Origin of the sequence: Marinibacterium profundimaris, assembly GCF_002210095.1 — a bacterium.
GTDB lineage: Bacteria > Pseudomonadota > Alphaproteobacteria > Rhodobacterales > Rhodobacteraceae > Marinibacterium > Marinibacterium profundimaris.
This window is the reverse complement of record NZ_AQQR01000003.1, coordinates 277,907-291,601: the sequence shown is the minus strand read 5'-3', so window position 1 is coordinate 291,601 and position 13,695 is coordinate 277,907. Positions and strand designations below refer to the sequence as shown.

At 66.2% G+C, this 13,695-nt stretch carries 13 protein-coding genes; 10 read left to right on the top strand and 3 right to left on the bottom strand.

The window, feature by feature from the left end; all coding sequences use genetic code 11:
* The first annotated feature begins 22 nt into the window (after positions 1 to 22).
* Positions 23 to 301 carry a hypothetical protein gene (locus ATO3_RS09555; RefSeq protein ID WP_088649619.1) on the top strand — a complete coding sequence of 93 codons (279 nt, stop codon included), beginning with the start codon at positions 23 to 25 and terminating at the stop codon, positions 299 to 301.
* 46 nt (positions 302 to 347) lie between these two features.
* Here the strand turns inward: ATO3_RS09555 and ATO3_RS09550 are convergent, their stop codons facing one another.
* Positions 348 to 770 carry a GlcG/HbpS family heme-binding protein gene (locus tag ATO3_RS09550; protein WP_088649618.1) on the bottom strand — a complete coding sequence of 141 codons (423 nt, stop codon included), beginning with the start codon at positions 768 to 770 and terminating at the stop codon, positions 348 to 350.
* A gap of 364 nt (positions 771 to 1,134) precedes the next feature.
* Between ATO3_RS09550 and ATO3_RS09545 the strand changes: the two genes are divergently transcribed.
* Positions 1,135 to 2,010, top strand: coding sequence for a lysophospholipid acyltransferase family protein (locus ATO3_RS09545; protein WP_088649617.1), 876 nt, complete (start codon positions 1,135 to 1,137; stop codon positions 2,008 to 2,010).
* Between the two features lie 78 nt (positions 2,011 to 2,088).
* Here ATO3_RS09545 and ATO3_RS09540 read toward each other — a convergent pair whose 3' ends face one another.
* A complete protein-coding gene (locus ATO3_RS09540) occupies positions 2,089 to 2,985 on the bottom strand; it encodes a CobW family GTP-binding protein (protein ID WP_088649616.1) in 897 nt (298 codons plus the stop codon).
* Entirely contained in the window at positions 2,985 to 4,625 is a 1,641-nt protein-coding gene (locus ATO3_RS09535; RefSeq protein ID WP_088649615.1) for an amidohydrolase, read from the bottom strand. The genes ATO3_RS09540 and ATO3_RS09535 overlap by 1 nt, the downstream gene beginning before the upstream one ends.
* Positions 4,626 to 5,149: 524 nt before the next feature.
* On the opposite strand from ATO3_RS09535, the gene ATO3_RS09530 reads away from it, so the two are divergent.
* From ATO3_RS09530 to ATO3_RS09495, 8 genes are all read left to right on the top strand, one after another.
* A complete protein-coding gene (locus tag ATO3_RS09530; protein ID WP_088649614.1) occupies positions 5,150 to 6,718 on the top strand; it encodes an ABC transporter substrate-binding protein in 1,569 nt (522 codons plus the stop codon).
* 85 nt (positions 6,719 to 6,803) lie between these two features.
* On the top strand, positions 6,804 to 7,751 hold the full coding sequence (locus ATO3_RS09525; RefSeq protein WP_269845406.1) for an ABC transporter permease: 948 nt from the start codon (positions 6,804 to 6,806) through the stop codon (positions 7,749 to 7,751).
* Entirely contained in the window at positions 7,748 to 8,647 is a 900-nt protein-coding gene (locus ATO3_RS09520) for an ABC transporter permease (protein ID WP_088649613.1), read from the top strand. The genes ATO3_RS09525 and ATO3_RS09520 overlap by 4 nt, the downstream gene beginning before the upstream one ends.
* A gap of 220 nt (positions 8,648 to 8,867) precedes the next feature.
* The gene (locus ATO3_RS09515) at positions 8,868 to 10,124 is read left to right on the top strand and encodes an ABC transporter substrate-binding protein (RefSeq protein ID WP_088649612.1); all 1,257 of its coding nucleotides are present in this window, start codon (positions 8,868 to 8,870) and stop codon (positions 10,122 to 10,124) included.
* 1 nt (position 10,125) lies between these two features.
* Complete coding sequence (locus ATO3_RS09510; protein ID WP_233152092.1) at positions 10,126 to 11,058, top strand: carbohydrate ABC transporter permease; 933 nt, start codon at positions 10,126 to 10,128, stop codon at positions 11,056 to 11,058.
* The gene (locus ATO3_RS09505) at positions 11,048 to 11,857 is read left to right on the top strand and encodes a carbohydrate ABC transporter permease (protein ID WP_088649611.1); all 810 of its coding nucleotides are present in this window, start codon (positions 11,048 to 11,050) and stop codon (positions 11,855 to 11,857) included. Before ATO3_RS09510 ends, ATO3_RS09505 begins: the two co-directional genes overlap by 11 nt.
* Positions 11,858 to 11,885: 28 nt before the next feature.
* Complete coding sequence (locus ATO3_RS09500) at positions 11,886 to 12,641, top strand: glycerophosphodiester phosphodiesterase family protein (RefSeq protein ID WP_088649610.1); 756 nt, start codon at positions 11,886 to 11,888, stop codon at positions 12,639 to 12,641.
* Complete coding sequence (locus tag ATO3_RS09495; RefSeq protein WP_088649609.1) at positions 12,638 to 13,681, top strand: ABC transporter ATP-binding protein; 1,044 nt, start codon at positions 12,638 to 12,640, stop codon at positions 13,679 to 13,681. The genes ATO3_RS09500 and ATO3_RS09495 overlap by 4 nt, the downstream gene beginning before the upstream one ends.
* Positions 13,682 to 13,695 lie beyond the last annotated feature (14 nt).

Here is a 13,695-nt window from a genome sequence, read left to right as displayed (position 1 = left end):
GCAGCACAAGGGGGGACGCCGGATGATATCCATCGAAGACATCAAGGACATGTCGGACCTGACGCGCGACGAGATCGACGCGCTGGCCCTGCACGAACACGTGGGCGAATACGACGCGGCGCTGATGGGCAGCTATCTGATGCAGATCGGCAAGGGGCCCCAGCAGGTTCAGCAGATGATCTGCGAAGACATCCGCACGGCACTGCACGCGGGTGACCGGACACTGGCGCGCAACCTCTTTGCCACGCTGCGCCAGTTCATGGCCGACCATCCCGGTGCCGCCCGCGGCGCCAGCGCCTGACGCGGACCCGGGTCCGACGGCGCACCGCGAGGCGCCCGGGGCCGGATCAAAGGCTGTCGAGGAACGCCGCCACCCCGGCCTTGGCGACCTCTAGGTCCTGTCCGGGTGTGCCCGAGCTGATCCCGATGCCGCCCACGACCTCTCCGTCGACCGCGACGGGCAGACCGCCGGCGACCACCATCAGCCGGCCGCCGATGGCCGAGGCGATGCCATAGGCCGGTGCACCTGGCTGGCTGGCCTCGCCGTATTCATGCGTCGCCTTCTTGGCGCCCGAGGCGGTGAAACTCTTGTCGATGGCGATCGTGATCGAGGTCACCTTGCCGCCATCCATCCGTTCAAAGGCGACCAGGTTGCCGCCCTCGTCGGTGATGGCGATGCACATCGGCACGCCGATCTCGGTGGCCTTCTCGCGCGCACCGGCAATGATAACGGCGGCATCGGCGGCATCCAGTCTCCTGGCAGTCATCATGGGGAGTGTCCTTTCGCTGTCTGCGTCTTCGGGCCGGTCCCGTGCGGGCCGTCCGGTGTCCGGACCAATAGGGCCGGGGCAGGCGGGCGTGTCCAGCCCCGACCGCAGGGTCGCCCCCGCGCCTCTGCCGCGCCGCGCCGTCTTGCGCCGGAACGGCCCAAACCGCACATGCGCCATGGCCCGGCCATGCGCGGCCCTGCAGGATACCGGCTTCGCGCGCCTTGTCTTTGCGCCCCGCCCCCGGCAAGATCGCCTGCGCGACCACAATTGACCCAAGTTATCCTTCACCGGCGGTCCGTTCTTCCGGTCCCGCCCTGACAGATCGAAAGAAAGCACTGATTTCATGCCGTCTTACGACAGGCCCTTGAGCTTTATCGCAAGTGAACTTCCGCACCGTCCCTTTCTGAGCAAGCAGGGCCTCGTCGCCCGCTGGATCACCCGCAAGTTGCTGGATTTCGAGGATCGGGAGGGCCGGACGGCGCTGCTGCCGATGTACCAGCAATGGCAGGCCGACCTGGCGGCGGGCGAGCCGAACGCCTTTCAGCGGTTCCTGGACCTGACCAAAGTCGAGGTCGAGATCAACGACCCCCACGGCTCGCTTGAAAAGGAAACATCCGGCCCGATGGTGGTCTATGCCAACCACATCTTCGGCATCCATGACGGGCTGATCCTGGGCGCCATGTGCGAACGCATGGGGCGCAAGCCGAATTTCATTGCCGCGCTGAACGCCATGAACGCGCTGCCCGAACTGAAGCCCTATTGCTTCGAGGTGGATTCGCGCCAGCCGCCGAAATACGTCGAGATGAACAACCAGGCCAAGGCCGCGGCCTTCCAGTGTCTCGAGGATGGCGGTGTCATGGTGATCTGTCCCTCGGGCCGGGTGGCCAGCGCCAAGAAGAAGGGCGAGATCCCGGTGGAATTCCCCTGGAAGACCTTCGCCGCGCGGATGGTCATGGCCAGCAAGGCCGACATCCTGCCGATCTTCGTGCATGGCAACCCGGGCGCGCTGGCCAACCCGGCGGCGCGGCGCGGGCGAACCATGGGCAACCTGTCGCTGCTGCGGATGTTCTTCCGCTTCCCCAACAGGAAGTTCCGGATCAGCGTCGGCCCGATCCGCCGCTACGACGAGCTTCAGAGCACCGACGACCGCTATGCGCTGACCCGCGAGATGCGCAAGTACCTGTTCGAACTGTCCGACGGAGTCGCGGCCGGGGATTCCGCCGAAGGCGAACAGCCCTGACCAATCGCCCCGAAGGGGCGCGACCGATTCCACGCCCCGAAGGGGCGCCCCCAAGTCCCGCGCCCCGAAAGGGGCGCGCTATGCCGTCGTGCGCGGCGCGACCAGTGCGTGCAAGGCAGGCGCGTCCAACTCGCCGCGCAAACCGATGCAGATGATGCCGACCCGCCGCTCGCCGGAGACTGCCTCCACAGCACCACGCTGGCCCACCACATGGATCAGCGCAAGCCCGTCGCCCGTCTGCACGAAGCCCTTGGCGCGAGTGACAGAGGGCTCCGCGGCCAGCGCCCGGGCCAGCGCCTCGGCGTCCACCGGGCCGGAAGGCTCCAGCAGCACGCTGTCAAAGCGCGCGTGTCCCGTCGCGGGCGAGGGGCCGCCGCGTTGCGGGAAGGGCACCGCGCCGACCACGGCCCGCACGGGGAGTTCGCCGCGGCTCACCGGCAGCACGCGGGTCGCGGGCGCCTTGGCGGAGAGCCAGGCGGTGACCTCCTCCAGCGCCTTGTCCGGGACCAGGTCCGCCTTGGTCAGCAGCAGCAGGTCGGCCTGTTCGATCTGGCGGTCCACCGTGTCCGCAAGGTAGCTGTTGGCCGCCGTCTTCCGGATCTGTTCGGCATCGGCCAGCACGATCACCCCGTCGCTGCGGAACCCCTGCATCATCCCCACCGTCACCGCGATGGAGGCGGGCAGCGCCACGCCCGAGGCTTCCAGCAGCACGTGATCGGGGCGCGGCTCCATCGCCGCGATGTCCTCCAGCACGCCGATCATGTCGCTGCCGTAGGCGCAGCAGACACAGCCGCCCGAGATCGACATCAGCCCGCCGTCCTCGGCCTCGATCAGGTCGGCGTCGATGGGCAGTTCGCCGAATTCGTTGACCAGGATGGCCAGCCTCAGCCCCTCGTTATGGCGCAGCAGGTGGTTGATCAGCGTGGTCTTCCCGGCGCCGAGATAGCCGCCGATGATGGTGACGGGCAGGTCCATCACAGATCGGAGGCCGGGAAGATCCGGCCGCCCTGCACGGTGCCCCAGACGGGGATGTCCTTCAGCTTCAGCGGATCGACCTCCGTCGGATCCTCCTCCAGCACCGCGAAATCGGCCCGCTTGCCGACCTCGATGGAGCCCACGAGGTGATCCATTTTCATCGTCACCGCCGCGCCCATGGTGATCGCGTGCAGGGCCTGCGCGACCGTGATCTTCTCGCCTTCGCCCTGGGTGCGCCCTGAGGCCGTCAGCCGGTTCACCGCCGACCACGCGGTGAAAAGCGGCCCCAGCGGCGTGACCGGCGCATCGGAATGGATCGTCATCGGCACACCCGCGTCCAGCGCCGTCCGGCAGGCGTTCATGCGATCGGCGCGCTCCGGGCCCACGGTCAGGGCGTAATGCTCGTCGCCCCAGTAGAAATGGTGGTTCGCGAAGAGGTTCACGCACATGCCCAGCCGCGCCATCCTGCGGAACTGCGCCGCATTGGCCAGCTGGCAATGCTGCAGCGTGAAGCGGTGGTCGAAGTCCGGGGTCTTGCGCAGGGCGGTCTCCAGCGTTTCGATCACCAGCTGGGTCGCCTCGTCGCCATTGGTGTGGGTGTGCACCTGCACCCCGGCCTTCAGCGCGCGGTCGAAGATCTCGGCCAGCTGGTCGGGCGCCACGTACCACATACCGTTCGGCGCGCCGTTGTAATAGCCGGGCCAGAGCAGCCGGGCCGAAAACCCCTGGATCGAGCCATCGGCCACCACCTTGATCCGTCCCAGCTCCAGCCGGTCGGTGGAGCGGTCCTTCAGCGCGGCGGTATAGTCCACCAGCTCGGCGGGCGAGACGCCCATGTTGATGCGGAAGGCCACGAGGCAGGCGGGGAACCTGTCGTTGCCGGTCACCTCCTCGAACATCGCGACGAGGTCGTCGTTCAGCTGCTGGCCCAGGTCGGACGAGGTGGTCACGCCCGCCCGCACGCAGAGTTTGCCGTAGTTCCAAAGCCCCTGCGCGTCCGAGGCGAGAAACGCGCGGTCCATGCCCACGTGCTTGCCGGCGGGCATCATGATCTCGGGGCTTTTCAACTCTCCGGTCGGCAGACCGTCGGCGCCCAGCGGGATGCCCGGGTGGTTGTTGCCTTGATGCAAAAGGCCCGCCAGTTCGAGCCCCTTGGTGTTCACGTTCAGGATATGGCCCGAGGCATGCATGATCCCCACCGGCCGCGTGGCGCTGACGCGGTCGAGATCGGCGCGGGTGACGCGCACGTTGTCCATGTAGATCGGGTCCAGCCCCCAGCCCAGCAGCGGCGCGTCGGGGTCTTCCATCCGCGCCTCGGCCTCGGCCATGCGGGCGACGAGGGCATCGACGGTCTTCACCCCGTCCCAGACGCGGCCGTCCGGATCCATCCGGTCGAACCAGCCGACATAAGTGAAATTCCACATCGCCCCTTCCATCGTGTGGGCGTGGCCCTCGATCAGGCCGGGCATCAGGACCTTGTCGGCGAACCGCTCGTCCAGCGTGTAGTCGCCCCAGCCCTCCAGATCCGCAAGCGTCCCGGCGCCAAGGATCCGGCCGTCGCGCACCGCGACATGGGTGACCTCGGGCTGGTTCGGGTTCATCGTCAGGATCTTGCGGGCGGGGTAGATGGTCGTGGACATGTGGGCTCCTTGGTGGGCGGCGGGCCGGTCGGGGCCGCCGCTGGCAGAGCCTAGGCCCGTTTCGGCGGGCGGGACAACCGAAGAGCTGTGTCAGCCGTCGCATGCGCATCCATGACGCCGGGACGCGCGCGCGGCGCGCGGCAAAACGCGGCAAAGCCGGCGCGTTGGACAGGGCAGAGGCGGCGGAGTGCAACCTGCGGGGGAGGGCGCCATTGCTCTGTTACCGTGCAGTGGCGCGCTGCTCATTCGCGATGCAGCATGGGGCGGCGCCTTGCGGCCTGGCGCCTGCGCTGTTCTTTTGCGCCGGGGGCGAGAGAAATGCGGGGGCGGACCGTCAAGACACTGAAATGTATTGCATAACGGGTCACTCGCACCCCGGCTGCCCACCCTCTGCCACCGGCATGTCGCAGCCCCTGACCGAATTTACAGGTTTTTTGCCCGGGGGAATCCCGGCTAGGCTGCGGCACACGCCTGCGCAAAATGCAGGCGATACAGACAGGGAGTTCGAACAGGTGAACCACGCCATGAAACATACTTTCGCCGCGGTCGTGGCGGCGGCGCTCGCGGCGGGTGCCGCGTTTGCGCAGGACGAACCGACCAGCGGGGGCACCCTGGTGATGTCGCTCTCCGGGGGCACGCCCCGGGTGCTGAACCCGGCGGTGCAATCGGGCATTGCCACCGGCCTTCCGGGCACGCAGCTCTTCGCCTCGCCGCTGCGCTACGACGAGGGCTGGAACCCGCAGCCCTACCTGGCCAAAAGCTGGGAGGTCAGCGACGACGGCCTCCAGGTGACCCTGCACCTGCAGGAGAACGCGACCTTCCACGATGGCGAGCCGATCACCTCGTCGGATGTCGCCTTCTCGGTCGATGTCATCAAGGAGTATCACCCGTTCAAGTCGATGTTCGCGCCGGTCACCAGCGTCGACACGCCGGACGAACACACCGCCGTGCTGAACCTTGCGCATCCGCACCCGGCGCTGATGCTGGCCATGTCCGGTCAGCTGATGGCGATCATCCCCGAACATATCTACGGCGACGGGCAGGACCCCAAGAACCATCCGCGCAACAACGAGGATGTCGTCGGCTCCGGGCCCTTCAAGCTGGTCGAATTCAAGCCGGGCGAACATGTCATCGTCGAGAAATACGACGGCTACTGGGAAGAGGGGCTGCCCTATCTCGACCGGATCGTCATGCGCATCATCAACGACAGCTCGGCCCGCGCCATCGCGTTGCAGAACGGCGAGCTGATGATGGCCGCCTTTGAAAACGAGCCTACGGTGATCGGCCGGCTGCAGGGCGTCGACGGGCTGACCGTCAGCCAGGACGGCTATGGCGGGATCGGGCCGATCGACTGGCTGGCGATGAACACCACCCACGGCCCGCTGCAGGATCCCAAGGTGCGGCAGGCTATTGCTTTGGCGATCGACAAGAACTTCATCCTGAAGGCGATCATGCGCGGCACCGCCACCGAGGCCAGGACCGGCATCCACCCCGACAGCCCGCTGTATAACCCCGACGTGCCGGCCTATGAGCTGGACATCGACAAGGCCAATGCCCTGCTGGACGAAGCGGGCTACCCGATGGAGAACGGCGAGCGGTTCGAGCTGTCGATCGAGCTTCCGGCCTTCCCCGGCTACCGGGCGCAGACCGAGTATATCAAGCAGGCCCTGACCAAGGTCGGCATCACGGTGAACATGAATGCCTCGCCCGATTTCCCGTCCTGGGCGCAGACCATGGGCAACATGGAATTCGACCTGGCGATGGACAGCGTCTACAACTGGGGCGACCCGGTGATCGGCGTGAACCGGACCTACATGTCGTCGAACATCGGCAAGGGCGTCTGGTCGAACACGCAGGGCTATTCCAACGCACGCGTGGACGAACTGCTGGACATGGCCGCGACCGAGAACGACCCCGACAAGCGCGCCGCGCTCTACAAGGAGTTCCAGGAGATCGTCGCCGAAGAGGTGCCGATCTACTTCATCAACGCCGTGCCCATGCACACGATCTACAGCGACAAGGTCGGCAACCCGCCGGTGAACGGCATCTGGTCGACCTCTTCGCCGCTGGACAAGGTGTACCTGAAAGACTGACCCTCTCCCGCGGCGGTGCTGACGTGCCGCCGCGGACCTCTTCCCGAAAGGCCGAATTCCCGTGCTGAGCGCGACAGCGACACGCTTGTTCTACGCCGTCATCCTTCTTCTGGCGGTCCTCATCCTCAACTTCGCCATGCTGCACCTGGCGCCCGGAGACGTGGCCGACACCATCGCCCAGTCCATGGGCGGCGCCGATGCCGAGGTTCTCGAACAGATCCGCAAGGACTATGGGCTGGATCAGCCCTTCATCGTGCAACTGGGCACATACCTGGGAAAGGTGCTGCGCTTCGATCTGGGCTATTCCTTTTATTACAACATGCCGGTGACAGAGCTGATCCTGCAGCGCCTGCCCGCCACGCTGCTGCTGGTCTTCACCGCGCAGGCGCTGGCGATGGTGGTGGGCGTGATCCTTGGCGTGATCTCGGCCCGAAAGCCCAACGGGATCCTCAGCCATTTCGTCACCTTCTTCTCGCTGCTGGGCTATTCCGCGCCGGTGTTCTGGACGGGGATCCTGCTGCTGATCGCGTTTTCGCTGAAGATCCAGTGGTTCCCGGTGGCCGGGATGCGCGACGTGACGCTTGAGGGCGGGGTCCTTGCACATGTGCTGGACGTAGCGCGGCACATGGTGCTGCCGGTGGTCACGCTGTCGTCGATCTTCCTCGCGCTGTATTCGCGGCTGTCGCGGGCCACGATGATGGAGACGCTGGGCACCGATTACGTGCGCACCGCCCGGGCCAAGGGCCTGCCCGAACGGGACGTGGTCTACCGCCATGCGCTGCGCAATTCGCTGTTTCCCATCGTGACGCTGGCCGGCCTTCAGTTCAGCGCCGTCATCTCGGGCGCCGTGCTGGTCGAGACGGTCTATGCCTGGCCCGGCCTTGGGACGCTGGCCTTCCAGTCGATCCTGGCGCGCGACACGCCGACGATCCTGGGCATCCTGTTCTTCTCGGCGCTGATGGTGATCGTCGGCAACCTGCTGACCGATTTCGCCCTGCGCCTGCTGGATCCCCGGCTGAGGGCGCGGTCATGAGCGACGAAACCGCAATCGAACCGATCGAGCCAATCGCCGAGCTGCCCACCGTCTCGCGCTCGCCCATGGCGGATGCCTGGCGGATGTTCCGGGGCAATTACGCCGCCATGGCGGGCCTTGCGATGCTGATCCTGATCGTGCTGGCCGCGATCATCGGGCCGATCCTCTATCCGACCGACCCGTTCGAGATGGTCTGGGCCCCGTTCTCGCGCCCCGGGGTGGACGGGTTCCTCTTTGGCACCGATTACCTGGGCCGCGACATCCTGGCCCAGATCCTGCAGGGCGCGCGCGTGACGCTGATCATCGGCGTCTCGGCGGCGGTGCTGACCGTGGTGCTGGGTGTGGTGATCGGCTCCATGGCGGGGTTCTACGGCGGGATCATCGAAGAGATCCTGATGCGGATCACCGAGTTCTTCCAGGTGCTGCCGACGCTGCTGTTTTCCATGGTCATCGTGGCGCTGTTCGGGGCGTCCCTGCCCATGATCACCTTCGCCATCGGCGTGGTCAGCTGGACGGCCGTGGCGCGGATCACCCGGGCCGAGTTCCTGCGCCTGCGCGAGATGGAATTCGTCATGGCCAGCCATGCGCTTGGCGCGCGCAGCCGCAAGCTGATGTTCCGGGTTATCCTGCCCAACGCGCTGCCACCGATCATCGTGCAATCGGCGCTGATGGTGGGCTCGGCCATCCTGTTCGAGGCGGGGCTGAGCTTTCTGGGCCTGACTGATCCCAACGTGGTCAGCTGGGGCCAGGTGATTGGTGCCAACCGGCAATACATCCTGGAAGCGGGCTATGCCGTGACCATTCCCGGGCTGGCGATCTTTGTCACCGTTCTGGCGATCAGCCTGGTGGGCGATGGGCTGAACGACGCGCTGAACCCCAAGCTGCGGCGGCGCTGATCCCCGCCGATCCCAAGCGAAAGGCCCGGTCGCAACCCTTCGCCCGGGCCTTTTCATACTGCCTGATCGACCTTCGTCAGACCCGCCAGCCCGCGTTCCTTTAAGGGCGCCGGGCCGGGACGCCTTCAAGAAACATTCATCTGGCTTTGTGCTGGGCGTCACATTCCCCCCCTAGTCAGCAGGGGAGTTCATGCAATTTGGATTGCAAAAGGGGAATGACATGATTGCACAATTGCAAAAAGTTGCGGGGGCGGCCTTTGTCGTGCTTCTCGGCTCCACCACGCTGGGCTCGGCCCAGACGGTCGAATTCTGGCACAGCTTCGGCGGCGAGTCCGGCGAGGCGCTGAACCAGATCATCGCCAATTTCGAAGAGGCCAACCCGGGCATCACGATCGAGGCGCAGGAAGTCGGCAATTACAACGACATCGTCGCCAAGCTGCAGGCCGCCATTCCCGCCAACCGCGCGCCCGACGCGGTGATCATGGAGGTCACCCGTTACGGGCTTTTCGCCGACCGTGGCGTGCTGATCGACCTGGCGCCCTATTTCGACGCCGACCCGCTGAAGGACGAGCTTTACGATTTCGCGCGCGAGGTCGGTGTCTTCGAAGGCAAGACCTACATCGTGCCGTTCAACTCCTCGACGCCGGTTCTGTATTACAACAAGGCGATCTTCGACCGGGCCGGTATCCCCGAGGATGCGCCGCTGAAGACCTATGACGACCTGCTGGCCGTGTCGCAGCAGATCACCGAGGAGCTGGGCGACGAGGGCATCACCGGCATCGCCGCGCCGGGGCAGTTCGCGCGCTGGGGCCTGATCATGGACAATGACAGCGACCTGATCGACAGCACGTCGGGCGAGATCCTGATCGATGCCGAGAACACGATCGAAGCCTATGAATTCATGGCCTCGCTGGTGCATGAGCACAAGGTTGCCTCGCCCGATGGCGTGACCCGCGAGAACGACGGGCGCGACGCCTTCCTCGCCGGCAAGGTGGGCATGATGATCAACTCCACCGGCAATTACGGCCGTTCGACAGCGGCCCTGGGCGATGACCTGGTCGTGATGCCGATGCCCTGCAACAAGGTCTGCGCCGTGCCGATCGGGGGCGCCGGGATCGGGATCCTGTCGACTTCGGAGAAAGAGGTGCAGGACGCCGCCTACAAGTTCGTCAGCTTCGCCGCCTCGCCGGAAAGCAACGCGATCTGGTTCTCGGCCACCGGCTACATGCCGATCAACAAGGCTACGCCGCAGCAGCCCATCGCCGCCGACGCGCTTGAGGGCAAGCCCGGCATCGACGTGGCGATCAACCAGCTCGACTTCGCGCGCGGCCGTCCGCGCCCGCCGGTCGTGACCTGGATGCGCGCCAGTGAATACGACATGTGGCAGGCCATGGCCCTGGGCCAGCGCGACGTGCGCGAGGTGCTGACCGAATTCGCCGACAAGACCCGCGCCGAAGCCGAACGGCTGGAAAAGTAACTTGACCGCCGCAACCGAAGCGAGGCCCGTGACCCGGGCCTCGCATCCCCTCCGCAAGACCCGTCTGCTGCGCCGCCTGACGCCCTACCTGCTGGCCCTGCCGCTGCTGGGCTTCATCGCGGCCTTCACCTATGTGCCCATCGCGTCGAGCCTGAACCTCAGTTTCCGCGAATGGGATTTCCTGTCGCCCACCAAGCCCTGGGTCGGGCTGGACAATTACCGTCTGCTTCTGGACAGCCGGGAATTCTGGAACGCGATGAAGGTGACGGCGATCTTCGCCGTGATCTCGGTGCCCATCCGCCTGGCATTGGCGCTGCTGATCGCCACGCGGCTGATGAGCGAGACATGGGTGTCGCGGCTGATGCGCGGCGCGCTGTTCCTGCCCTCGGTCACCTCGACCGTCGCGATCGCCGTGGTCTTCTCCTGGGTGTTCTCGACCGATTACGGAATGATGAACGCGATCCTGGGCTGGTTTGGCCTGGGCAAGGTGTATTGGATGCAGGACCCGCAGATTGCGCTTTGGGTGCTGATCTTCGTCAACAGCTGGAAACAGCTGGGCTACGACATCATCATCTACCTCGCGGGCCTTCAGGCGATCCCGACCGAATTGTACGACGCCGCCTCGGTCGATGGGGGCCGCAAGTTCCACGTCTTCCGGCGCGTGACCGTGCCGCTGGTGATGCCGACGACATACTTCCTGCTGGTCATCTCGGTGATCGAGGCCTTCCAGGTCTTCACCATCGTCGATGTCATGACCAAGGGCGGCCCAGCCGGCGCCACGGACATGATCGTCAACATGCTCTACCGCGTGGGTTTCACGCTCTTCGACATCGGTCAGGGTTCGGCGCTGGCGGTGATCCTCTTCATCCTGCTGATCGCGCTGGCGGTGTTCAAATCCCGCGTCCTGGGGCGGAAGGTGCATTATGAAAGCTGACAATCCGCTTCTGGCCGTGCTGGCCCTGGCGGCGGGGCTGCTGTTCCTGTCCCCGGTGCTCTACTCGATCTGGATGTCGTTCCAGACGGTGGATGCCTATTACACCGGGACGGTCGACTTCACGCTTGAAAACTACCAGGCTGCTATCGGGCAATACAATTTCGCCCGCTACCTGCTGAATTCGGTGATCGTGTCGGGGGCGGTGACGCTGATCGGGCTGGCGGTGGCGACGATGGCCGCCTTTGCCTTCGCCCGCTACGATTTCCCGGGCGGCAACGTGATGTTCGGCGCCACGGTGGCGACGCTGATGATCCCCAGCCACATCACCCTGATCCCCAACTACCTGACGCTGGCGAAGGCCGGGCTGCTCGACAGCTATGCCGGGCTGATCCTGCCGGCGATCTCCAACGGTTTCGCGGCCTTCTTCCTGCGCCAGTACATCCGGGGCATTCCCCGCGCGCTGGACGAGGCCGCCTACATGGACGGCGCCAATGCGCTGCAGGTGCTGTGGCGGGTGATCGTGCCGATCGCGAAACCGGCGATCCTGTCGATGGGGCTCTACATCTTCATCTCCGAATGGAACAACTACATCTGGCCGCTCGTCGCCATCGGGCGCGAGGACATGTACACCCTGCAGGTCGGTCTGGCGCGGCTTTACCGGGTCAACCCGGGCGAGGACGTGATCGACTGGCCGCTGGTCATGGCCGCCTCCACCATCACTATCCTGCCCGTGCTGCTGGGCTTCCTTCTGGTCGAACGCCACCTGGTGCGCGGGATCATGATGGGGGCCGTGAAATGAGCCGGGCGCGAACCGAAGGACCCAACACATGACACGCATCGCATCGCATCGCGGCGGCACGCTGGAATTCGGCGACAGCACGCCCACCGGCTTCCGCGCCACCTCGCGCCTGCCGCTGGACGAGGTGGAATTCGACGTGCATCCCACCGCCGACGGCGCCATCATGGTCCATCACGACCCGACCCTGGACCGCACCACCGACCTGAGCGGAGAGATCTGCCAGCTTGCCGAGGCGCAGGTCCGCGCCGCGCGCATCGACTATTCGCGCGGCGAAGGGCCGATCTCGCTGGCCGAGCTTTGTGCGATCTTCGCGAAGTCCCACGTGGACTTCCGGTGCGAGATCAAGCCGGGCGTGGGCGGCCGCGCCTATGCCGGTTTCGTGCCCAGGGTGGTCGCGGAACTGGACGGGCAGGGGATGCTGGACCGCACGGTGTTCTCGTCCTTCCTGCTGCGCTCGCTGGACGAACTGGCGGCGGCGACGACGCGACCCCGGCTCTGGCTGGTCAGCCCGCCGGTGCTGATCCAGCTTGGGGCGGAGGCGGTGATCGAGCTGGCGCTGGCCCATGACATCCCCGAGGTCGGCGTGAACATCGACCACGCCTCGCCCGAGCTGATGGCAAGGGTGCAGGCGGCCGGTCTGGAGTTCGGGTGCTGGGCCGCCCATGACACCGCGCAGATCACCAGGGCGCTGGACCTCGGCGTCAAGGTCTTCACGACCGACCGTCCCAGCCTTGCCATCGCGTTGCGCGACGATCATGTCATCCCCGGGGAGGCCGCGGAATGAGCGCGATCACCCTGACCGACATCCGCAAGTCCTATACCAACGGGCCGCAGGTCCTGCATGGCGTGTCGATGGACATCGCCGACGGCGAATTCGTGGTGATCGTCGGGCCCTCGGGCTGCGGCAAGTCCACGCTGCTGCGGCTGATCGCCGGGCTGGAGCCCTGCGAGGACGGCGATCTGCGCATCGACGGCCAGCGCGCCAACGACCTGGCGCCGCAGGACCGCGACATCGCGATGATCTTCCAGAACTACGCGCTTTATCCGCACATGTCCGTCCTGCAGAACATCGCCTTCGGTCTGGAACTGCGCCGCATCCCGAAGCGCGAGCGCCTCGACCGCGCCCGCGCCGTGGCCGAGACGCTGCAGCTGACGCCCTACCTCGACCGCAAGCCCGGCGCGCTTTCGGGCGGTCAGCGGCAACGGGTGGCCATGGGCCGGGCCATGGCGCGCAACTGCTCCACCTTCCTGATGGACGAGCCGCTGTCGAACCTCGACAACGCCCTGCGCGTGGCCATGCGGACCGAGATCAAGGATCTGCACCGCCAGCTTGGCGCCACGATGATCTACGTCACCCATGACCAGACCGAGGCGCTTTCGCTTGCCGACCGGATCGCGGTGATGAAGGACGGCCACCTGCAGCAGTTCGACACGCCCGACGCGATCTACGACCGGCCCGCCAACCGGTTCGTCGCCGGTTTCCTGGGCCAGCCGTCGATGAACTTCGTGCCCGCCGCGCGGCTTCCCGGCTGGACCGGGCGCGGCGATGTCGATCTTGGCGTCCGCCCCGACGCGACCGAGGTCCATACCCGTCCCCCGGCAGGGCCTGCGTTCGAGGCGCGTGTGGGCCTGGCCGAGATGACCGGCTCCACCGTGACCCTCTATTGCGATTGTGCCGAAGGCCGGATCTGCGCCGTGGTGCCGCGCGGCGCGGGGCTGCCGGCAGAGGGCGATACCGTCTGGCTGGCCTTCGATCCGACCAGTGTCCTATGCTTCGACAGCCGCAGCGGCGCGCGGCTGGACGGCTACAGCGTGGCGGCCTGAGGGCGCCTGACAGG

What these genes read in the sequence shown, in the direction of transcription:
- ATO3_RS09555 (WP_088649619.1), top strand. Translation starts at nt 23, where the DNA reads ATGATATCCATCGAAGACATCAAGGACATGTCGGACCTGACGCGCGAC.
- ATO3_RS09520 (WP_088649613.1), top strand. Translation starts at nt 7,748, where the DNA reads ATGAGCGACGAAACCGCAATCGAACCGATCGAGCCAATCGCCGAGCTG.
- ATO3_RS09495 (WP_088649609.1), top strand. Translation starts at nt 12,638, where the DNA reads ATGAGCGCGATCACCCTGACCGACATCCGCAAGTCCTATACCAACGGG.
- ATO3_RS09540 (WP_088649616.1), bottom strand. Translation starts at nt 2,985, where the DNA reads ATGGACCTGCCCGTCACCATCATCGGCGGCTATCTCGGCGCCGGGAAG.
- ATO3_RS09515 (WP_088649612.1), top strand. Translation starts at nt 8,868, where the DNA reads ATGATTGCACAATTGCAAAAAGTTGCGGGGGCGGCCTTTGTCGTGCTT.
- ATO3_RS09505 (WP_088649611.1), top strand. Translation starts at nt 11,048, where the DNA reads ATGAAAGCTGACAATCCGCTTCTGGCCGTGCTGGCCCTGGCGGCGGGG.
- ATO3_RS09535 (WP_088649615.1), bottom strand. Translation starts at nt 4,625, where the DNA reads ATGTCCACGACCATCTACCCCGCCCGCAAGATCCTGACGATGAACCCG.
- ATO3_RS09530 (WP_088649614.1), top strand. Translation starts at nt 5,150, where the DNA reads ATGAAACATACTTTCGCCGCGGTCGTGGCGGCGGCGCTCGCGGCGGGT.
- ATO3_RS09500 (WP_088649610.1), top strand. Translation starts at nt 11,886, where the DNA reads ATGACACGCATCGCATCGCATCGCGGCGGCACGCTGGAATTCGGCGAC.
- ATO3_RS09550 (WP_088649618.1), bottom strand. Translation starts at nt 770, where the DNA reads ATGATGACTGCCAGGAGACTGGATGCCGCCGATGCCGCCGTTATCATT.